19 protein-coding genes are annotated in these 19,942 nt (G+C 58.2%); 11 read left to right on the plus strand and 8 right to left on the minus strand.

All coding sequences use genetic code 11. The features are described from left to right. Positions 1-62 precede the first annotated feature (62 nt). Both CLV87_RS10740 and aroB read left to right on the plus strand, forming a co-directional pair. Complete coding sequence (locus CLV87_RS10740) at positions 63-644, plus strand: shikimate kinase (RefSeq protein ID WP_099245178.1); 582 nt, start codon at positions 63-65, stop codon at positions 642-644. Then, positions 641-1,747 carry a 3-dehydroquinate synthase gene (aroB, locus tag CLV87_RS10745; RefSeq protein WP_099245180.1) on the plus strand — a complete coding sequence of 369 codons (1,107 nt, stop codon included), beginning with the start codon at positions 641-643 and terminating at the stop codon, positions 1,745-1,747. The genes CLV87_RS10740 and aroB overlap by 4 nt, the downstream gene beginning before the upstream one ends. 292 nt (positions 1,748-2,039) lie before the next feature. Here aroB and ssb read toward each other — a convergent pair whose 3' ends face one another. After that, the gene (gene ssb, locus CLV87_RS10750) at positions 2,040-2,570 is read right to left on the minus strand and encodes a single-stranded DNA-binding protein (RefSeq protein WP_099245182.1); all 531 of its coding nucleotides are present in this window, start codon (positions 2,568-2,570) and stop codon (positions 2,040-2,042) included. Between the two features lie 216 nt (positions 2,571-2,786). Here ssb and CLV87_RS10755 point away from each other — a divergent pair, with 216 nt between their 5' ends. Further along, positions 2,787-3,341, plus strand: a complete 555-nt coding sequence (locus CLV87_RS10755) for a lytic transglycosylase domain-containing protein (RefSeq protein ID WP_099247666.1) — start codon at positions 2,787-2,789, stop codon at positions 3,339-3,341. Between the two features lie 70 nt (positions 3,342-3,411). After that, on the plus strand, positions 3,412-4,413 hold the full coding sequence (locus tag CLV87_RS10760; RefSeq protein ID WP_099245184.1) for a hypothetical protein: 1,002 nt from the start codon (positions 3,412-3,414) through the stop codon (positions 4,411-4,413). Between the two features lie 145 nt (positions 4,414-4,558). Here the strand turns inward: CLV87_RS10760 and CLV87_RS10765 are convergent, their stop codons facing one another. From CLV87_RS10765 to miaA, 6 genes are all read right to left on the minus strand, one after another. Further along, complete coding sequence (locus tag CLV87_RS10765; protein ID WP_099245186.1) at positions 4,559-6,643, minus strand: dipeptide ABC transporter ATP-binding protein; 2,085 nt, start codon at positions 6,641-6,643, stop codon at positions 4,559-4,561. 97 nt (positions 6,644-6,740) lie between these two features. Further along, positions 6,741-7,931: an ABC transporter permease gene (locus tag CLV87_RS10770; RefSeq protein ID WP_099245188.1), complete on the minus strand. Its 1,191-nt coding sequence runs from the start codon at positions 7,929-7,931 to the stop codon at positions 6,741-6,743. 9 nt (positions 7,932-7,940) lie between these two features. Continuing rightward, positions 7,941-9,026: an ABC transporter permease gene (locus CLV87_RS10775; protein WP_099245190.1), complete on the minus strand. Its 1,086-nt coding sequence runs from the start codon at positions 9,024-9,026 to the stop codon at positions 7,941-7,943. Between the two features lie 113 nt (positions 9,027-9,139). After that, the gene (locus CLV87_RS10780) at positions 9,140-10,810 is read right to left on the minus strand and encodes an ABC transporter substrate-binding protein (protein WP_099245192.1); all 1,671 of its coding nucleotides are present in this window, start codon (positions 10,808-10,810) and stop codon (positions 9,140-9,142) included. 219 nt (positions 10,811-11,029) lie between these two features. After that, positions 11,030-11,926 (minus strand): AraC family transcriptional regulator, encoded by an 897-nt coding sequence (locus CLV87_RS10785; protein WP_235871905.1) that lies wholly within the window; start codon positions 11,924-11,926, stop codon positions 11,030-11,032. After that, on the minus strand, positions 11,923-12,825 hold the full coding sequence (gene miaA, locus CLV87_RS10790; RefSeq protein WP_099245194.1) for a tRNA (adenosine(37)-N6)-dimethylallyltransferase MiaA: 903 nt from the start codon (positions 12,823-12,825) through the stop codon (positions 11,923-11,925). Before miaA ends, CLV87_RS10785 begins: the two co-directional genes overlap by 4 nt. A gap of 123 nt (positions 12,826-12,948) precedes the next feature. Between miaA and pyrH the strand changes: the two genes are divergently transcribed. Then, complete coding sequence (pyrH, locus tag CLV87_RS10795; protein WP_099247670.1) at positions 12,949-13,695, plus strand: UMP kinase; 747 nt, start codon at positions 12,949-12,951, stop codon at positions 13,693-13,695. 137 nt (positions 13,696-13,832) lie between these two features. On the opposite strand, the gene CLV87_RS10800 is transcribed toward pyrH, so the two are convergent. Continuing rightward, on the minus strand, positions 13,833-14,753 hold the full coding sequence (locus CLV87_RS10800; RefSeq protein ID WP_099245196.1) for a GlxA family transcriptional regulator: 921 nt from the start codon (positions 14,751-14,753) through the stop codon (positions 13,833-13,835). A gap of 200 nt (positions 14,754-14,953) precedes the next feature. Between CLV87_RS10800 and frr the strand changes: the two genes are divergently transcribed. The 6 genes from frr (at position 14,954) to CLV87_RS24270 (ending at position 19,938) form a co-directional block, all read left to right on the plus strand. Further along, complete coding sequence (frr, locus tag CLV87_RS10805; RefSeq protein ID WP_099245198.1) at positions 14,954-15,517, plus strand: ribosome recycling factor; 564 nt, start codon at positions 14,954-14,956, stop codon at positions 15,515-15,517. A 165-nt stretch (positions 15,518-15,682) separates the two neighbouring features. Then, entirely contained in the window at positions 15,683-16,408 is a 726-nt protein-coding gene (locus CLV87_RS10810) for an isoprenyl transferase (RefSeq protein ID WP_099247672.1), read from the plus strand. Beyond that, entirely contained in the window at positions 16,405-17,175 is a 771-nt protein-coding gene (locus CLV87_RS10815) for a phosphatidate cytidylyltransferase (protein WP_099245200.1), read from the plus strand. Before CLV87_RS10810 ends, CLV87_RS10815 begins: the two co-directional genes overlap by 4 nt. Before the next feature lie 4 nt (positions 17,176-17,179). Next, the gene (dxr, locus tag CLV87_RS10820) at positions 17,180-18,346 is read left to right on the plus strand and encodes a 1-deoxy-D-xylulose-5-phosphate reductoisomerase (protein ID WP_099245202.1); all 1,167 of its coding nucleotides are present in this window, start codon (positions 17,180-17,182) and stop codon (positions 18,344-18,346) included. A 27-nt stretch (positions 18,347-18,373) separates the two neighbouring features. Next, on the plus strand, positions 18,374-19,714 hold the full coding sequence (gene rseP, locus CLV87_RS10825) for an RIP metalloprotease RseP (protein ID WP_099245204.1): 1,341 nt from the start codon (positions 18,374-18,376) through the stop codon (positions 19,712-19,714). Positions 19,715-19,806: 92 nt separating this feature from the next. Next, positions 19,807-19,938: a hypothetical protein gene (locus CLV87_RS24270; RefSeq protein ID WP_255301724.1), complete on the plus strand. Its 132-nt coding sequence runs from the start codon at positions 19,807-19,809 to the stop codon at positions 19,936-19,938. Positions 19,939-19,942 lie beyond the last annotated feature (4 nt).

Below are 19,942 nucleotides of genomic sequence, written 5' to 3' on the forward strand. Positions count from 1 at the left end.
TATACCTAGCCTTTTTGTCCCGTTCACGTCATTCACGCAACGAAATAAGGAATGAGCGAGAGATGGCCGAGGAGCAACCCCAGATTTCCAACAATCCGGTGACATTGCACAAGACCATTGTTCTTGTGGGCATGATGGGGGCGGGAAAAACCGCTGTGGGCCGGACTTTGGCGGCGCAGATCGGTGTCGACTTCCTCGATTCCGACCACGAGATCGAAGAGGCGGCCAATATGAGCATCGCCGAGATCTTTGAGCGCGATGGCGAGCCATTCTTTCGCCAAAAAGAAACCCAGGTGATCGAGCGTCTGCTTGAGGGCACGCCCTGTATCCTGTCCACCGGCGGCGGGGCGTTTCTGGCGGAGCGTAATCGCGAAATGATCACTGAAAAAGGCGTCTCGATCTGGCTCAATGCCGATCTTGAGGTGCTGTGGGAGCGGGTGCGCCACAAGGATACGCGCCCTTTGCTGCGCACCGCCGATCCCAAGGCGACTCTGGCCGGGATTTATGAAAAACGGGTGCCGATCTATTCCCTTGCGGATCTGTCGGTGGTGTCGGGGGGCGGGGCCTCATTGGATGAAATGGGGCGCAAGGTGCAACGCGCGCTGCTGGATCAGCGCCCTGATGTTTTGGAACAAAAATCATGATCGAGATTGTTGAAGTCCCGCTGGAAGGGCGCGAATATCAGGTGCGGATCGGGCAGGGGCTACTGCAACGGGCCGGCGCCGAGATCGCGCCATTGCTGAAACGACCGCGCGTGGCGATCGTCAGCGATGAGAACGTCGCGGCGCTGCATCTGGAAACGCTGACCAAAGCGCTGGAGGCGGAAGGGATCGACCATGTCTCGATGTCTTTGCCAGCGGGAGAGGCGACCAAAAGCTGGCCGCATTTTACCCGTACGGTGGAATGGCTACTGGAACAAAAGGTCGAGCGGCGCGATATTGTCATTGCGCTTGGCGGTGGGGTGATTGGTGATCTCGTCGGCTTTGCAGCAGCGGTGCTGCGCCGTGGTGTGCGCTTTGTGCAGATCCCCACCAGCCTGTTGGCGCAGGTCGACAGTTCTGTCGGCGGTAAGACCGGGATCAATTCCGTTGCCGGTAAAAACCTGATCGGTGCCTTTCACCAGCCTGCGCTGGTTTTGGCAGATATTGATGTGCTGGGGACACTGACCAAGCGCGATTATCTCGCTGGCTATGGCGAAGTGGCAAAATACGGGTTGTTGGGCGATGCATCGTTCTTCGATTGGCTGGAGACGAATGGCGAAAAGGCGGCGGCGGGCGATGCTGAGGCGCGGATCCATGCGGTGAAACGCTCGGTCGAGATGAAGGCCGAGATCGTGCTGCGTGACGAGACCGAGCAGGGGGATCGCGCGCTGTTGAACCTTGGCCATACCTTCTGTCACGCCTTGGAGGCCGCGACCGGCTATTCAGATCGCTTGTTGCATGGCGAAGGCGTGGCGATTGGTTGTGCCTTGGCCTTTGAGCTGTCATCGCGCCTGGGGCTGTGTTCCCAGGAGGACCCAAGCCGGGTGCGTGCGCATCTGAAAGCGATGGGGATGAAATGTGACCTGGCCGACATTCCCGGTGAATTGCCGGGGGCCGAGGCGCTGGTGGATCTGATGGGGCAGGACAAGAAAGTTATCGATGGCCAGCTGCGCTTTATTCTGGCGCGGGGGATCGGCGAGAGCTTTGTCACCTCGGATGTGTCGCGCGAGGCGGTTTTGCAGGTGTTGAAAGATCAGCTGAGCTGATTTTCCAAAGGCGAGCCGCTGTTACATTATGCGCTTCCGCGCGCTTTTGTTGAACCGTGGGGAGAGGTGACGGTCGGTTCCTTCTCTAATGCGGATGAGAGCGGGTTTTACTTGCTGAGAAGCGATTCAGGGGCAGGTTTGCCCTGAATGCGCCTTGTCCAGTGTGGGTTTTGCCAGAGTCGCGTCCAGGCCAAGCCGCGCAATGCGCGGTCAGCTGAAGCTGAGCCTTGACCCGAATCTGGCGGGATTGGCGCAAAAAGAAAGGCCAGCGCGGGTGGCTGGCCTTTGGTGTTTAGAACGGGATTTCGTCGTCGATATCGCGAGCAGGTGGGCGCGATTGACCGCCGCCTCCGCCACCGGAGCCGCCGCCATAGCTTTGGTCATCATAGCCTCCGCCATAATCGCCGCCGCCGCCGCCACCAAAGCCGCCGCCCTGGCCACCACCGCCATAGCCGCCGCCATCACCGCCACCGCGCGGATCAAGCATCACCAGCGTTCCGCCAAAGCCTTGCAGCACGACTTCGGTCGAATAGCGGTCTGCGCCGGATTGGTCCTGCCATTTGCGCGTTTGCAGCTGGCCCTCGATATAGACCTTGGAGCCTTTGCGCAGATATTGTTCGGCCACGCGCACCAGACCCTCTTGGAAGATCGCCACAGAATGCCATTCGGTCTTTTCGCGGCGCTCGCCTGTGTTGCGGTCTTTCCAGGTTTCAGAGGTGGCGATGCGCAGATTGCAGACCTTGCCGCCGTTCTGGAAACTGCGCACCTCGGGGTCGCGTCCCAGATTACCCACCAGGATCACCTTGTTTACGGAACCGGCCATGATCTCTCCTTGTCGTTGTGCCACTCTTGGGCGAATCTTTGCCGAACCTATACCAGCGCTGGGGCCGACATAAAGAGGCTGCAACCTTACCCTAGCGATTTAGCGAGAATTGGCTATATTGCACCCAATGCATTGCTGGGCGGGTGATTGAACATGCAAGGTTTGCGATTGAGCATTTTGTCTTTGCTGGCTTTCGGGCTGGGCGGGCAAACGGTTATGGCGGATGTTTTGTCGACCAAAAGTCGGGCATTGTTGTTCCGCAATCAGACCAGCGTGTTGGATAATCGCGCCTCGGAACAATATAACAGTTCGGTGCGTCTCAAGCCGCCGACCGTGGTGACCCCGACCAAATATGGGGCCATTGATGTGACGCCCGAAGGGGCGGTTCCAAAATATCGCGGGCGCTATAATGGGCCTTATGCGGATATGGCGCGCGCGGCGGCGCGAAAACATGGCATTCCCGAGGATCTGTTTTTGCGTTTGGTCAAACAGGAATCCAATTTCAACCCCAAGGCAAAATCTCATGCCGGAGCGATTGGTTTGGCGCAGTTGATGCCGGCCACGGCGCGGTCATTGGGGGTTAACCCCAAGGATCCAAAGCAAAATCTTGAAGGTGGTGCGCGCTATCTCAAGATGCAGTACAAAAAGTTCAAATCCTGGCGCTTGGCTTTGGCTGCCTATAATGCCGGTCCCGGTGCGGTGATCAAATATGGCGGCGTGCCGCCCTATCGCGAAACCAAAAACTACGTCAAAAAGATCTGGGGGAGCTGAAGACCTCGTTTAGGGGTTTTTAGGGCTTCGATGTCAATCTGTTACGGCACTGTAACAGATGATATTGGCCATGGGCATTCGTTTGACAGATTTCAATTGGGTGATGCGCTCCATTCTTGGGGCGGTATTGAGTGTGGTGTGTTTTGTGAATACCGCTCAGGCGCAAAGCTGCGAAATGCCGCCGCGCCTGTCGCGGCTTTCGGCATTCCTGATCAGCCTTCCCAATGTCAACGGGCCCATTCCGGTACGCACAGCTTCGGAACTGGCCGCGCAATTGGATGAATTGGACGATCAGACTCTTGTAGAGCTGCTGCGCAAACACGGCGTGCAAAGTCTGGCCATAACTCTGGCCGATATTATTGCCGAGGCGGACCGCATCGCGGCTTCGGCGACAATGACGGATCATCGCCGATTGAAACGGCTGCTTTATGATCTGAACCAGCAATCCATGATCGCTTGTAACGATTCCAACGGGCTGATTTATCAGAAGATTCAGGATGAACGGGCTGGAGGTACGCTGTTTTCTGACGGGGTCAATTGGGAGGAAATCGACAATGTTCTTGCCAATAACCCGCCTATGGCATTGGCTTTGCTGGCGTCCCTCATCGGTGCCGTCGTTGGATTGCTCTATTTGATCGACAGCAGCTATCGTCTGGCCATGGCACTGATGTATAACCGCAAAGCCTGTCGCATCTCTGCGATTTTGCGTCTGGGGACGGATGCAGTGCCTGTAACGATCACAACACTCGGGCGGGGTGGTTGCCGTATCCTACCGAATGAGCCGGTGATGTATGATCAATATCTCGGCAAAATTCGCCAATCCGGCGGTGTGTTCGAGATCGGAGATATCCTGATCCAGGCTCATGTCAGCGCAATATACAAGGATGTGTCTGACTTTCGCTTTTCGTATCGGATCACTCTGAAAACGCAAAAGGAACTGCTGGCACAATCGACGATTTCGCCCTTTTATATCAAGAATAACAGCAAAAAACCGCAGGATGGCGGCGGCGAGGGGGAGGCTCAAGACGCGGCTGCGACCGAACGAATGTCCAAGCCGAAATACGAAGCCTGACGTTGGATTGAGGCAAGCGACACCCTGACAGCTAAAAAGACAGGAGGCCTTTCCTTTGACCTCCTGTCGAAGGGTATACGCGGTCGGGGCGGGCTAAACCCTTCGCTTACCGGGCCGAAGCGGTAAGGGCTCCAACCGGCTCTATCTACTCCGCCGCGATCTTGATCACTGGCTCCATTTCCTCCAACTGCGCATCACTCAGATGGCATTTGATCTGGTGACCATGTGACAGGGTTTTGACCGGCGGCACTTCTGCCTCGCACAATCCGCCGGGCACCTTGGATTTCCAACGGCAACGCGTTTGGAACGGGCAACCCGAGGGCGGGTTCATCGCCGACGGAATGTCACCCTCCAACACGATATGCTGCTTCTCGACGCTTGTATCAGCAATCGGAACCGCCGATAGCAGCGCCTCGGTATAGGGGTGATAGGGCGGGGCAAAAACCTGATCTGTTGTACCAAGCTCAACCACATGGCCCAGATACATCACCATGACCCGGTCGCTGAGATAGCGCACAATCGACAGGTCATGGCTGATGAACAAGAGCGTGGTCTTATGCTCGCGCTGGATCTCCATCAAAAGATCGGTCACCGCCGCCTGCACGGAGACATCCAGCGCCGAGACCGGCTCATCCGCCACCACAATCCGCGCGTCCCCCGCAAAGGCACGGGCAATCCCGACCCGCTGCTTTTGCCCGCCAGACAGTTGGCGCGGCATACGATCCGCAAAGGCGCGCGGCAGTTTCACCAGATCCAACAGCTTGAGCATACGCTCGCGGCGATCCTCATCACTGTCACCGATGTCAAACACCTCAAGCGCACGAATGATCTGACGCCCCACGGTCATCGAGGGGTTCAGCGTGTCAAACGGGTTCTGGAACACCATCTGCACATCGGAAATCGTGTCCGTATCCCGCGCCTCAATCGGCACATCCTGGATCTCGCGATTATCCAGCAGAATCTGGCCATCTGTCGCGGTTTCCAACCCCATCAAGACCTTGGCAAAGGTCGACTTGCCGCAGCCTGACTCGCCCACAATCGCCAAAGTCTCGCTTTCTCGTGCCTCAAAACTCAAGGTTTCGTTGGCTTTCACAACCTTCTTTTCACCGGAACTGCCAAAAAGAGCATTGGCCGCGACCTCGTAATATTTGCGCAGGTTGTCCATCTTGAGAACAACGCGCCCGGGCTCGGGCTTCTCCGCCTGACCCGCATGTTGCATCGGCGCGTCCCAATCGATCTCTTCATAGCGCAAACAGCGGGTCTCGTGACGATCCTTATCCGGCACCTCCGCCATCGGAATGGCATCCGCATTACAGCGTCCTTCGACGAAATAGTCACAGCGCGGGCCAAAATTGCAGCCCGGCGGGCGCTCATGGGGCAGGGGGAAGTTGCCGGGAATGGCGACCAAAGGGCGGGCATTCTTGTCAGCTCCGGGCAATGGGATCGACCGGAACAGCGCCTGCGTATAAGGGTGCTGCATATGGTCAAACACCGCCTCAATCGATCCGGTCTCAACCGCCTCACCGCTATACATCACACATAGCCGGTCACAGGTTTCCAGCACCAGCCCCAGATTGTGTGAAATGAACAGCATCGAGGTGCCGTATTTCTTGCCCAACTCCTTCACCAGTTCCACAACCGCCGCCTCAACGGTCACATCTAGCGCGGTGGTTGGCTCATCCAGGATCAACAAGGACGGCTCGGCCATCAAGGCCATGGCGATCACGATCCGCTGCTGCTGACCGCCTGACAGCTGATGCGGATAGCTGTCCAACATACGCTTGGGGTCGGGTAGTTTCACATCCGTGACAACCTGCAAGGCGCGCTCATAGGCTTCCTCTTTCGACACGCCCTTATGCACAATCGGCACTTCCATCAGCTGCTTGCCGATCTTCATCGCCGGGTTCAGGCTGGCCATGGGTTCCTGATAGATCATCGCAATCTCAGAGCCGCGAATATCGCGCAACTCTTCGCGCGTCATCGCCCCCAGATCACGCCCCTTGAACTTGATCGAACCACCAACGATCCGGCCATTTTTGCCCAGATCCTGCATCACGCCCAAGGCCACAGTGGACTTGCCACAGCCGGATTCGCCCACCAGCCCCACCGCCTCTCCCGGCATCACAGTGACGGAAAAATCCATCACCGCCGGGATCTCTCTCAGCCGGGTGAAAAAGGAAATCGAAAGGTTGTCGATCTCCAGAATGGGCCCGTCATAATCATCTTTCATGTCGCTCTCCTGTTCGGAGGGCCCAAATCCAACGCCAGGGTTTCTTTGGGCCAAAAATATCCCGGGGTCCGGGGCAGCGCCCCGGCCTCCCCTCTCATCAATCGCGCAGGCTTTCTTCGCGCAGACCATCCGCCAGCAGGTTCAGACCCAGCACCAGGCTCAGCAATGCCAGAGCAGGGGGCAGGGCCGGGTGCAGATAGACCGACAACAGCTTTCGCCCCTCATTGATCGTCGTGCCCCAATCCGGGCTTTCCGGCGGTAGGCCAAGGCCAAAGAAGCCCAAAGTCCCAAGAAGGATGGTCGTGTAACCAATCCGCAGGCAGAAATCGACGATCAGCGGGCCACGGGCATTGGGCAGGATCTCCCACAGCATGATATACCAGGGGCGTTCGCCCCGGGTCTGCGCGGCGGCCACATAGTCGCGGGTTTTGATGTCCATGGTCAGCCCGCGCACGATGCGGAACACCGTGGGCGAGTTCACAAAGACCACCGAGACAAACACCACCAAAATCCCACCGGGCACATCAAAGAAGTCCAGGGGCCAGAAGCTGATTTTGGAGCCGCTTTCGTTGATCAGTGACATGTAAAGCAGTACCAGCGGCACCAGCACGACGGCCAGCCAGATCATGTTGCGCGATGGTTGGGTGCGGAACCGCGAATGGATCAGCACGCCGAAAAACACCAGCGGGAACAGGAACAACACCACAGCCATAAATTGCGGCAACCCGGTTTGCACGATCTCTGGCGTCACCAACAGGTAGAACAGCAGGATCACCGGAAAGGCGAGGATCAGGTTGGCGAGAAAGCTCAACGTGGTATCCAGACGCCCGCCGTAATAGCCCGCGGGCAGGCCTAGCGTGATCCCGACCATAAAGGCAAAGACAGTGGCCAGCGGCGCAATGGCGATCACAACCGTGCTGCCCAGCACCATGCGAGTGAACACGTCGCGGGCCAGCTTGTCGCCGCCCAGCAGGTAATGGGTAAACTCGCCTTCTTCGGCACCGCGCACAGGCGTGCCGGGCACTTTGTTCTTCATGCCCGAGACCTGCGCCAGTGGATCATGGGTGCCGATCAGGTCAAACACACCGGCAAAGATTGCGGTAAAGACCCAGAACATCACCAAGGCAAAGCCGATCATGCCGATGACACTGTCAAACAGCTTGCCATAAAGGCCCAGGCGACGCTTGTAGCGGATCGACACGGCAAACAGCACAATCAAGGCGATCCAGACCGGTGTGAACTGTATCAGGATTTGCGTGAAAATGGCGCCCCAGCTTATCGGTTCCATGAGCGCCTCCTATGTCACGCTGATACGCGGGTTGAGATAGACATAGCCGATATCGGAAATCAGCTGCGTCACCAGAACCACGATGACCGAGACCACGGACACGCCGAGCAGCAATTCGATATCGTTGTTCGAGGCTGCCTGAACCAGGGTCCAGCCAAAGCCTTTGTAGTTGAACAGGGTTTCAACAATCACCACGCCATTCAGCAACCATGGGAATTGCAGCATGATCACGGTAAAGGGCGCGATCAGCGCGTTGCGCAGGGCGTGTTTCACAACGATGTTGTAAAAACTCACGCCCTTAAGCCGCGCGGTGCGGATATATTGCGCCACCATGACTTCGGCCATCGAGGCGCGGGTCATGCGGGCGATATAGCCCATGCCGTAAAGCGCAATGGTGATTACCGGCAGGGTAAAGTTCTCAAAGGTCGGGTTCTCCATCGCCGAGGTGGCGGAGCCTTTGAACACCGTCTTGCCCTCGATCCAGCCATTTTCCCGCAGCCAATTGGTGAGCGGCGATTTCGAGCTGGCCAGAAGGGCGATAAAGATCACACCCGAGACATATTCAGGCGTCGCGGTCGAAGTGATCGAAACGGTCGACAGGCTGCGATCCAGCACCGAGCCTTCGCGCATCCCGGCCAGAACGCCGACGATCAATGCCGAGGGGACCATCACCACCATGACCCAGAACATCAATATCCCAGTCAGAGACAGGCGTTGCCCGATGATATCGCCTACCTTGTCCTTGAATACGGTCGACCAACCCCAATGCCCCTGCAAGATGCCACAATATTGCGGGGCCTCAGCCGGATCTTGCCCGGGCAGGATGCAACGGCCCGTGATTTTGCCATCCTCATCCACATGCCGGAACGACGGGGCAACCCCGATCCATTCGGCATATTTCTTTGGCATGGATTGCATATAGCCGCGATCGGTCAGCCAGCTGGCAACGGCTTCGTCCGTCATGCGGAAATTGCCTTGGGTTTTGGCCAGCTTTTCGAGGTTCGGGTAGAGATTGGTCAGAAAGAAGACGATGTAGGTCAGACAGAGCGCGGTCAGTATCATGACACCGACACGTCTGAGGATGAAAAGTCCCATGGGTGCCCCTGTAGGTAGCGATACCGGAAGATGCGACAGGGTCGCGGCGAGTCCGGTACTGGCTAGAAGATAGAAAAAGGGCACGCGTGCTGCGTGCCCTTTTCAGTTCCAAATCAGGCTTTTACGGCCCATTTGTAGATTTGGGGCAGGTCGGCGATATGTTTGCCATTGCCGACAAAGCCTTCGCGCGAATGACGCATGGCCGTGCGCCAGTAAGGCTGAATGGTCACGCCTTCATCAATCATGATCGCCTGGATCTTGCCCATGACTTCGCGGCGGGCGTCCGCATCGGCGATGGCATTTGCTTCGGCCAGCAGCGTGTCAAACTCGGCATTGGCAAAGCCGGATTCGTTCCAGGCCTCGCCCGAACGATAGGCCAGTGCCAGAACCTGAGTGCCCAGTGGGCGGTGGTTCCAGTTGGTCGAGCTGAAGGCGTATTTCGTCCAGTCATTCCAGAAGGTCGAGCCGGGCAGAACCGTGCGCTTGACCGCGATACCTGCGTCGCGCAGCTGAGCGGCCACCGCATCGGTGGTGTTCTTGCGCCAGTCATCGTCGATCGAATGCAGCTCATGCTCGTAATCGCCCATGCCCGCTTCGTCCATCAGGGCCTTGGCCTTGGCAGGATCATGGGGCAGGCGGGTGACGGATGGGTCATATTCCGGGTGCATCGGGCCGACATGGCTGTTATCGGCGGTGATCCCGTAACCGGACATGCCCAGTTCCAGACAGACCGCATTGTCGACCGCCATGGCCAAGGCCTGACGCACGCGTTTATCGGCATAGATCTTGTTGCCATCGGCGTCTTCGGCCAGTTGGTTTGGTCGGATGACGATGGTAAAGCCCGACGGCACTTCGGAGCGTTCCAGGCCAAGCCCGTCAAACACGTCGACAAATTCGCCAACCGATTCCCAGTTCATGTCGATTTCTTCGGCATCAAAGGCGGCGACAAAGGCAGCCGGGTCGGTGCCGTAATCGATGAACTCGATACGGTCCAGATAGCCACCTTTACCAGCCTCGTACCCCCACCAATCATGGCCTTCGTTACGTACCAGCACGCCTTTGACGCCAACCTCATGGCTTTCAGGCAGCATGTAGCCCGTGCCGATTGGGTTATCGAGCATGGTGTCCGGGTTGTGGCTGGAATGGGTGATGGCAGCCGGATAGTCGGCCATGCCAGGAACGATGGTGATGTCCGGCGCATTGGTTTTCAAAACCACGGTGTGGCTGTCGACGACGGTGATTGCACCCTCGGCGGCTTTGTTGGTTTCCGGATCGATCAGGCTGGCCATACGACCGGCCATCGAGTTGCCTTCGACCTCTTTGTCACACCACATTTCGATATTGCGGGCCACATCCTCGGCGGTGAAGTCATCGCCATTGTTCCATTTGACGCCCTTGCGCACGTTCAATGTGTATTCTGTGGCGTCATCATTGGCGGACCAGCTTTCCAGCAACATCGGCTTGAACGAGCCGTCATTGTTGTACTCAACCAGGTATTCCAGCCAACCGGCGGTAAAGGTCGCGATCTGGGTCCAGTCATAGGTGCGCGGGTCTTTCAGGGCGCGGACTTCCATTTGCATACGAATGGTGCCGCCTTGCTGTGCGTGCCCATCCGCTGCGGCGGGGCTGGACAGACCACCCAAGGTGTAAGCCGCCGAAGCTGTAACACCCAAAGCGGTTGTCCGAGCGAGGAACTCGCGGCGATCAAGCTGACCTTCCTTGAGCTCGCGCGCGTACAAATCCGCGGCTGGATGCGTTCGGTTGGCTTGCGTGTGAGATGTCATGGTCTTCTCCCTGAGACACTGTTGATCTGTTAGGGTGCTGTTTTTGTAACGGGCCGCTTTGCGGCACCTTTTCCACCCCTTGCCCCCCATAGCGCCCGAGATCAGGCCACAGGTCAATGGTTGATTTCGACATTTGGAGTCGCAAAAGCGACACGTTTTTCGATAAAAAGCGACGCGGCCATAGGGTGAATGCGACACTGGCGAGTCAGACAGGCGGTTTCAGTCTCGGAAATGCGCCTTGTCGGCGCGTCGCAGCGCGGATGGCGAATGGCCGGTTTGTGTCTGGATAAAGCGTGTAAAATAGGCCGCTGAGGCAAAGCCTAAAGCGGCGGCAATTTCCTTGATCGGCTGTTTGGAGGTGCCAAGCGCCAGCCGGGCGGCGTGCAATTTGCGCTCAGCCAGAAAATCGGCCGCTGTCTTGCCGCAGGATTTGCGGCAGACGCGGGTCAAATGGGTTGGCGTAACGTCAAGCGCCTGGGCATAGCCGCTGACCCCATCCGACGAGCTGTAATCGCGCACCAGTTTTTGCGAAAACCGACTGACCAGGCGACTGCCTGCGGTGTCTTGCGGTTCCTCAACAGCGCCAACGGCAATTTGGCGATGCAACCAGACCGCAGCCAAATGGGTATGCGCGGTCAGCGCCTCCTCCATCAGCGGGCGCTCCTGCATCAACTCGCGGCCCATTGTGTCGATGATCGAGATGATCTCGGCCTGAGCAAGACTGTCGCGCACCCGCAGATGCAAGGTTTCGCGCGGCATGCGTTTGGTCAGCCCGGCGGGGCATTGCAACATCAAGCCTTGGGTACCTTTGGGCATGTCCAAGGCAAACAGAGTCCCGGCGGGTAAGTACATGGCCTGATTGGTGGAAATACCGCGCCGTACCCCGTTCACGATGATCATGCCCTGACCTCGTGTCAGCCAGATCAGCACATTGTCAGGGCGGTCATGCAGCAGTTCGTATTTCCACGGTGCCGCCTGGGTCACCAGAGTCAACGACCCCGCGCGCACCGGGTCTGTGGGCAAGGCCAGGGTGGGTTTGTCCGCAGGTGGTTTTGCGGGCGCTTTCTGGCCAGGGCCGGGGGGCATGGGTTTGGTCAGAAAGGCGGGGCGTTTCATGCAATTGCATCCTGTGGCGAAACTTTGGTCCAGCTTTTCATGCGGGCGTTGAACCAGGTCCGTTGCCGTTTCGCAAATTGCCGTGTCAGAATTGTGGCGCGGGTGCAGGCCTCTTCCAAGCTGATCTCTCCGCGCAGATGCGCGATCAACTCGGTCGCCCCGATGGCCTTGGCTGAGGGCAGTTTGGGATGCCATGTATCGAGATTGGCACGGGCTTCGTTTAGGGCTCCTTGGGCAATCATCAAATCAAAGCGGCGTTCGATCCGCGGGGTGAGCCAGTCTTTGGGGGCGTCAAACAGGATCGGAAAGGTCTGATCCAAGGGCAAAAGTGGCGGAGGGGTGTTGTCCTGCCAATCGGCAATGCCGCGCCCGGTAGATCGCAGCACCTCCCAAGCGCGCGACACTCGGGCCGGGTTTTGCAGATCAATCCGGTCGCGGCTGGCCGGGTCCAGATCCGCAATCAGGCTGGCCAGCCCCTGTGAACTTAGTTGAGCCTCACATTCCGCACGCACCTGTGCAGGCGTCGGTGGGATGTCGGCCAGCCCCTGGGTCAGCGCCGTGAAATAAAGGCCGGTACCACCCACAATAATCAGACGCTCGGGGCTGTTGAGCAAGGGGGTGATCTCGCGCAGCCAATGACCAACGGAATAGTCCTGATGGCCGGGAATATGTCCATATAACAGATGTTTGGCGCGGGCTTCGTCCTCGGCCGGGGGGCGGGCGGTCAGGATGCGCCAATCGTCAAAGACCTGAATGGCATCCGCATTGACGATCACGCCGCCCTGCGTCTCGGCGATCTCAAGCGCGAGGGCCGATTTGCCGCTGGCGGTGGGGCCCGCGATCAGCACCGGGCGGGCAGGGTCAATCTGCCGGATCAGCTCTGCGCTGATTGAACTCATGTCGTGCTGTCCCCAAATGCCCCGGTCGATCCGGCGGAAAATCCCGGTGTGGCCATTGCAGCCGCGCGTGATTTGCGCCAAATATGCGCGCGATCATATCCCCCAGTCATGACGGAGCGCAACATGGCCGAGAGCGACACCCCCGCCGACACGCAAGAGACGACCTTTAAACGGGTCATGTTGAAGATTTCGGGGGAGGCCCTGATGGGGGATCAGGGCTTTGGCCTGCATCCGCCAACCGTCGAACGCGTCGCCAAAGAGGTGAAATCGGTGCATGATCTCGGGGTCGAGATCTGCATGGTGATCGGTGGCGGCAATATTTTTCGCGGGCTGTCGGGCAGCGCGCAGGGGATGGAGCGCACCACAGCCGATTATATGGGCATGATGGCCACGGTGATGAACGCCCTTGCGATGCAATCTGCGCTGGAAGGGATGGGCGTGTTCTGCCGGGTGATCACCGCGATCCGCATGGATGAGGTGGCCGAACCCTATATTCGCCGCCGCGCCGTACGCCATTTGGAGAAAAAGCGGGTCTGCATCTTTGCCGCCGGGACAGGCAACCCTTATTTCACCACGGATACAGCCGCCGCCCTGCGCGCCAATGAGATGGCTTGTGAGACCATCTTGATGGGCAAGAATGGCACGGATGGGGTCTATGACAAAGATCCGCGCGCGCATGATGATGCCAAGCGCTATGATGAAGTTAGCTATGACGAAGTTCTGAGCAAGAACCTCAAAGTCATGGATGCCTCGGCCATTGCACTGGCGCGGGATAATAACCTGCCTTTGATCGTGTTCAATCTGGATGAACCAGGCGGCTTCCGCGGAATTTTGGCGGGCAAGGGGACTTATACGCGGGTGACAGGCTGAGCTTGCTCGCCATGTGTTTGCCGCATTTTTGACGTTGCGCGTTGAGGAGAGCGGGCAGGGGGCGCTGCCCCCGTCTGCAAGCAGACTCCCCCGGGATATTTTGGGCCCAAAGAAGCCTGGGTGTGGTTCGATGAAATTTAGATCTTGCGCATGGCGCGGGGGGCTGCACCAAAGCGGGATTTGAAGCTGCGGGTGAAGGCCGACGGGGATAAAAAACCGGTTGCCTTGGCCACTTCCTCGACCGAAAGCGCGGTGTCGCGCACAAGCTGTTCGGCCCGATCCAGCCTAAGACGCAGATAGACCTGGGTCGGGGTTTGCCCAAGTGCCTTGCGACAGCGGCGGCGCAACTGTTTCGGGCTCAGCTCGAGGCTTTGCGCGATCGCATCCATCGGTTGCGGGTCCGCCAAATGGGCAGCCATGATCGATTGCATCCGCGCCAGCACCGGGTCTTCGGCCTTGGGGTGGTTGCGGGCCTCGCCATCGGAGCGGAAATGGCCCAGAGCAAGCTGGTCAGAGACCTGTTTGGCGATATCGCTGTCATGCACTCGCGCAACCCAAGCCAAAAGAGCGTCACCGGCCGCCAGCCCTGTCGCCGCCGTCAACCGCCCGCGATCATAGCAGAAAATCTGATCAGATCGGGCTGTATTGGCGAGGATCTCAACCTCATCCTCGCTTAATGTGTGGGGATGCACCGCCTGATGCCCGTCCAGCAGGTTTTGCGCGGCAAGGATGGTCACACCGCCCTCAAACCCGGCAAGGGTCGCGCCCGCCTGTTGAGCGCGCATCAGAAACCCACGTAGCCCCATGGGCAGGCGGGCCAGCGGGTTGGCCCCGGCGCATAGGATCACCAGATCCCACCCTGGCGGATCCTCCCAATCGGTGCGATCCGGGGCGATTTCGATCCCGTCAACAGAGGCCACGGGCTGCCCGGTCACGCTGCGCAGTTCGAGCGAAAACAGCGCCTGACCCGCCAGGGCATTGGCGCGAGTCACAACCTCGCGCAGCATCACATAGGTGAGAATCGGAAAACCCGGAGCTAGGATCAGGCAGATATGCATGTGGTGGTCTGTTTCCTTGGCAGTTGCCTTTTGTTGTCGGGGATTAAAGTAAACGAAGCCTTTCGATATCCCTGAATATTGCCGCTTTTTGCCTGCGGATTTTTGTCAGGTGTCAAATGACATGCCATCTTGCCTATACATTCACCTGCTGAGCGCATAGAACCAAACCAAGCGGAAACAAGAAGAAGACCGAGGGCCACATGTCCGACGATTTTGAACTCGACACTGATGATCTTTCGCGCCGCATGGACGGTGCCATGGCGAACCTGCGCACGGAATTTGCCTCTTTGCGCACCGGGCGGGCCTCAGCCTCCATGCTGGAGCCGGTGATGGTGGATGCCTATGGCTCGATGACGCCGATCAACCAGGTTGGCACCGTGAACGTGCCCGAGCCGCGCATGGTCACCATCAATGTCTGGGACAAAGGGCTGGTCGGCAAGGTCGAAAAGGCCATTCGCGAATCTGGCCTCGGGATCAACCCGCAGCTCAATGGCACCATCATCATGCTGCCCATCCCTGAGCTGAACGAAGAGCGTCGTCGCGAGCTGGGCAAAGTCGCTGGGGGCTACGCGGAAAACGCCCGGGTCTCGGTGCGCAATGTGCGCCGTGACGGCATGGACCAGATCAAGAAAGCCAAGAATGACGGCATGTCCGAGGATGACCAGAAGCTCTGGGAAGCCGAGGTTCAGGAAATGACCGACGCCTACATCAAAAAAGTTGATGAAGCGCTTGAAACCAAACAAGAAGAGATCATGCAGATCTGATTGTTGGGGCGGCCCGAACGGGCCGCATGAGTAAGGGAGGCAGCGCAGGCTGCCTCTTTCGTGTATTTTGGGCCTTGCTTGATTTTGGGAACGTCACACCGTGTGCCCCGTGTCTTGGGCAAGGCTATCGATCGATCGGGTGGTTTTTTGGCAAAGGATGACAGCATGGCAGCGCAGCCGCGTGATGAGACAGGGCCACGCCATGTGGCAATCATCATGGATGGCAATGGCCGTTGGGCAACCAATCGTGGTCGTCCCCGTCTGTTTGGTCACCATGCCGGCGCGCGCCGTGTGCGCGAAGTGGTCGAAGCCTGCCCCGAAGTCGGGGTCGATTACCTGACCATCTTTGCCTTTTCGACCGAGAATTGGAAACGGACCCAGGTCGAAGTGGCGGGGCTGATGAGCCTGTTTCGCCGCTATATCGCCAAGGAAACCCGTGCTTTGCGGGATCGCAATGTGCGGGTGCGCTTTATTGGGGATCGGGTGCGCCTGGATGCGAAGCTGATCCAGTTGATGGACGATCTTGAGCGCGAAACCGAGACCTGTACAGGCACCAATTTGACCATCGCGTTGAACTATGGCGGCCGTGATGAGGTGGCGCGCGCGACCAAGCGCCTTGCGCGGGATGTGCGGGACGGCAAGCTTGACCCCGAAGAGGTGACGGTTGAAACCCTGCCGCGCTATCTGGACACACATGTGTTGCCCGATCCCGATCTGGTCATTCGGACCAGCGGCGAGGCGCGGATTTCCAATTTTCTGCTCTGGCAGTCGGCCTATGCGGAATATGAATTTGTCGACACGCTCTGGCCGGATTTCACGGCTGAGGAATTTGCCAGCCTTGTTGGCAGCTATGGCAAGCGGGACCGTCGTTTTGGCGGGGTAAAGACATGACTGAGAAATGGCGTGACCTTGGACCTCGGGTGATTTCAGCGGTTGTGATGTTGGCCTTGGCCATCGGCGCAGCGCTGGCCGGGCCGTTCTGGTTCGCCGTTCTTGTATCGGTTGCGACCGGTTTGATGGTCTGGGAATTGGTGCGCATGCATGAGCCGCGTTTCGTCATGCTGCCCGAGATCACGGCTTCGGTCACGGTGGCGGTGGTGTTCACCACATACCCGCTGCTTTTGGGGATTCTTGCGCTTTATGCCATTGGGGCCACTGCGGTTTTTGCGCTGCTGCTGACCTTGGCTGTAAAGCGTGACCAGCTTTATTTCGCGCCTTATGTCTTGGCCATTTTGCTGACCGGGAACCTCTTGGCGGGCATGTCTTTGGCAGCGCCCAAAACGGTGTTTCTGCTTTTGGCCATTGTGATTGTCACCGATGTGGCAGGCTATTTTGCTGGCAAAAGCTTTGGCGGGCCAAAGTTCTGGCCGCGTATCAGCCCCAAGAAGACCTGGTCCGGCATTGTGGCTGGCTGGGTTGCGTCCGGCGTGGTTGGCGCATTGGCGGTGATGACCGGGCATGTCGGCCCTTTGTTCATTGCAACGGCCATATTCATGAGCTTTGGCAGCCAGATGGGTGACATTGTGGAAAGCGCGCTCAAACGGCGGGCAGGGGTCAAGGACAGCTCGGGTCTGATCCCGGGTCACGGTGGCGTTTTGGATCGGTTTGATGGGGTGATTGGGGCCTCTTTGGTGTTGTTCATCTATATGGTGACCTGATTCCATGGCACGACGCATTTCGATTTTTGGCGCGACAGGCTCCATTGGGCAAAGCACGATAGACCTGATCGCGCGCGATCCAGACGCCTATGAGGTTGTCGCCCTGAGCGGGGGGCGCAACATTGCGCAACTGGCCAAGGATGCCATGAAATTGCGGGCGCAAGTGGCTGTGACCGCAGATGAAAACCGCCTGACAGAGCTGCGCGAGGCTTTGGTAGGAAGCGATGTGCAAGCTGCCGCCGGGCGTCAGGCCTTGATCGAAGCCGCCTCGCGATCGGCTGATTGGGTTATGTCGGCGATTGTCGGCGCGGCTGGGCTGGAACCGGGGCTGCGGGCCTTGCAAACCGGGGCGACGCTGGCCTTGGCGAATAAGGAAAGCCTTGTCTGCGCCGGGCCCCTGATCATGCGCACCGCGCAAGCCCATGGCACCCATATTCTGCCGGTCGATAGCGAACATAGCGCGGTGTTTCAGGCCTTGATCGGCGAAGACCTTGCCGCCGTTGAGCGCATTATCATCACCGCCAGCGGCGGGGCCTTTCGCGATTGGCCGCTCGAGGATCTGGCCAAGGCGACTCCGGCCCAGGCTGCGACTCATCCTAATTGGGATATGGGGCAGCGCATCACCATTGATTCCGCCTCCATGTTCAACAAGGCGCTGGAGCTGATTGAAACCAAAGAGTATTTCGGCGTTTCACCGGACAAGATCGAAACCGTGGTCCACCCGGAATCGATGGTTCACGCCCTGGTCGGGTTCAATGACGGGGCGCTGATGGCCCATGTGGGCGCACCCGATATGCGTCACGCCATCGGCTTTGCCCTGCATTACCCGCATCGCAAACCCCTGCCGGTAGAACGGCTGGATCTAGTCAAGCTTGGCCAGATGAGTTTTCGCAACCCGTGTGAGACCCGCTGGCCCGCCCTGCGACTGGCGCGCGAGGTCATGCAGGCCGGTGGGCTGATGGGCGCGGTGTTCAACGCCGCCAAGGAGCGCGCGCTGGATGCTTTCATCGCCGAGCAAATCTCATTCCCGGCCATGGCCGAGGTGGTCGAGCAAGTGTTAAGTGACCTTTCTTACTTTGAAGGTCATAATCCTGCCGAGATTACCCTTGATAAGGTCGCCGAGGCAGACCATCTCGCCCGTATGCGGGCAGACGAGATCATGGCGCGATAAACGACAGAAACCAGAAAGGCAGACGTTTTGGACCTGACATCCCTGATTCCGCAATTTGGCGGGCTGATTTGGACATTGGTTTTCTTTGTCGTGGCATTGTCGATCATCGTGGCGATCCACGAATACGGCCATTACATCGTCGGCAAGAAATCCGGTATCTATCCAGAAGTGTTCAGCCTGGGCTTTGGTCCGGTCCTATGGTCGCGATATGACGATTTTGGCACCAAATGGCAGATCGCAGCGATTCCTTTTGGCGGATTTGTGAAATTCCGGGGCGATGCGAATGCTTCGGGTGGGATTGATGGCGATGCGATCCACGGCATGGATGACGCCACAATGCGCTCGACCATGCATGGTGCACCGCTTTGGGCGCGCACCGCCACCGTGGCCGCTGGCCCGGTCTTTAACTTTATCCTGTCGATTGTTCTCTTTACCGGGATCATTCTGGCGCGTGGCATCGTGTCCGAGCCGTTGACCGTTGGTGAATTGCGCATATTGCCGGTGACGCAAGAGCTGCAATCTGGCGATGTGATCCTCGAGATCGAGGGCGGCGCACCGCCATCTTTCGAGGATGGGGCCGCCTATGAGGCCTTCATGCAGAACCTGCCGCAAAAGAAATTGCTGGACTACACCGTTTTGCGTGATGGCAGCGAAACAACTGTCTCTGGCCCCTATGTCTATCCGCCCATCGTGACGCAGGTCGCGCCGCGTTCGGCCGCGCGTGATGCCGGGTTGCAGCAGGGCGACGTGATCACTGCCATTAATGGCGAGGCGATCTTTGCCTTTGATCAGCTCAAGGAAAAGGTCGAGGGCTCCGAAGGTGCGACGCTGGCGCTGACCCTTTGGCGCGATGGCGAAACCGTGTCTGCCGATCTGACGCCCAAGCGCGTGGATGAACCCCAGCCTGACAATACGTTCAAGACCTTCTACCGGATCGGCGTGATTGGCGGCATCCTGTTTGAACCCGCCACCGAAACCCCCGGTTTTGGTGAGGCGTTCTTTGCCGGGGTCAATCAGGTCTGGCGCATCATGACTGGCTCGCTGTCCGGCATGTGGCACATGATTACCGGTGCCATCAGCACCTGTAATCTGTCCGGCCCCATCGGTATTGCTGAAACCTCGGGTGATATGGCCAGCCAGGGCACCACGAATTTCATCTGGTTTGTCGCAGTTCTGTCCACCGCCGTGGGTTTGATCAACCTGTTCCCGATCCCGGTTCTCGACGGGGGCCACCTGTGTTTCTACGCCTATGAAGCGGTGACTGGAAAACAGCCGAGCGAGCGCGCCTTGGATCTGTTGATGAAAATCGGGTTGATTGTCGTTCTCTCGGTAATGATTCTCGGCGTGAGCAGCGATTTATTCTGCTGACGGAAACAATTTTTCGGGCAGGGTAGGGCCATCGCCCTAATCCTGCCCGATTCACCATGTATTCAGGTCCTGCAACGGAAAGGACCGAATCCATGACGACTCTTGTAGCTGGCTATCGCAGTGTAAGCTTGCTGGTCTCGATCAACTGGGACCGGTTGCTCTATGTCTTCACGATCATTTTTGCCCTGTTCTTGGGGGCATATCTGGGAACCATGTTCCTCTGACCCT

This window comes from Pelagimonas phthalicica, assembly GCF_004364805.1.
Lineage (GTDB): Bacteria > Pseudomonadota > Alphaproteobacteria > Rhodobacterales > Rhodobacteraceae > Pelagimonas > Pelagimonas phthalicica.

Bases quoted from the DNA above. Each gene is read 5' to 3' on its own strand.
- CLV87_RS10775 (WP_099245190.1), bottom strand. From the start codon at position 9,026: ATGGGACTTTTCATCCTCAGACGTGTCGGTGTCATGATACTGACCGCG.
- CLV87_RS10780 (WP_099245192.1), bottom strand. From the start codon at position 10,810: ATGACATCTCACACGCAAGCCAACCGAACGCATCCAGCCGCGGATTTG.
- aroB (WP_099245180.1), top strand. From the start codon at position 641: ATGATCGAGATTGTTGAAGTCCCGCTGGAAGGGCGCGAATATCAGGTG.
- CLV87_RS10785 (WP_235871905.1), bottom strand. From the start codon at position 11,926: ATGAAACGCCCCGCCTTTCTGACCAAACCCATGCCCCCCGGCCCTGGC.
- CLV87_RS10770 (WP_099245188.1), bottom strand. From the start codon at position 7,931: ATGGAACCGATAAGCTGGGGCGCCATTTTCACGCAAATCCTGATACAG.
- CLV87_RS10800 (WP_099245196.1), bottom strand. From the start codon at position 14,753: ATGCATATCTGCCTGATCCTAGCTCCGGGTTTTCCGATTCTCACCTAT.
- CLV87_RS10760 (WP_099245184.1), top strand. From the start codon at position 3,412: ATGGGCATTCGTTTGACAGATTTCAATTGGGTGATGCGCTCCATTCTT.
- pyrH (WP_099247670.1), top strand. From the start codon at position 12,949: ATGGCCGAGAGCGACACCCCCGCCGACACGCAAGAGACGACCTTTAAA.
- frr (WP_099245198.1), top strand. From the start codon at position 14,954: ATGTCCGACGATTTTGAACTCGACACTGATGATCTTTCGCGCCGCATG.
- CLV87_RS10815 (WP_099245200.1), top strand. From the start codon at position 16,405: ATGACTGAGAAATGGCGTGACCTTGGACCTCGGGTGATTTCAGCGGTT.
- CLV87_RS10740 (WP_099245178.1), top strand. From the start codon at position 63: ATGGCCGAGGAGCAACCCCAGATTTCCAACAATCCGGTGACATTGCAC.
- dxr (WP_099245202.1), top strand. From the start codon at position 17,180: ATGGCACGACGCATTTCGATTTTTGGCGCGACAGGCTCCATTGGGCAA.
- ssb (WP_099245182.1), bottom strand. From the start codon at position 2,570: ATGGCCGGTTCCGTAAACAAGGTGATCCTGGTGGGTAATCTGGGACGC.
- CLV87_RS10810 (WP_099247672.1), top strand. From the start codon at position 15,683: ATGGCAGCGCAGCCGCGTGATGAGACAGGGCCACGCCATGTGGCAATC.
- CLV87_RS10755 (WP_099247666.1), top strand. From the start codon at position 2,787: ATGGCGGATGTTTTGTCGACCAAAAGTCGGGCATTGTTGTTCCGCAAT.
- CLV87_RS24270 (WP_255301724.1), top strand. From the start codon at position 19,807: ATGACGACTCTTGTAGCTGGCTATCGCAGTGTAAGCTTGCTGGTCTCG.
- CLV87_RS10765 (WP_099245186.1), bottom strand. From the start codon at position 6,643: ATGAAAGATGATTATGACGGGCCCATTCTGGAGATCGACAACCTTTCG.
- miaA (WP_099245194.1), bottom strand. From the start codon at position 12,825: ATGAGTTCAATCAGCGCAGAGCTGATCCGGCAGATTGACCCTGCCCGC.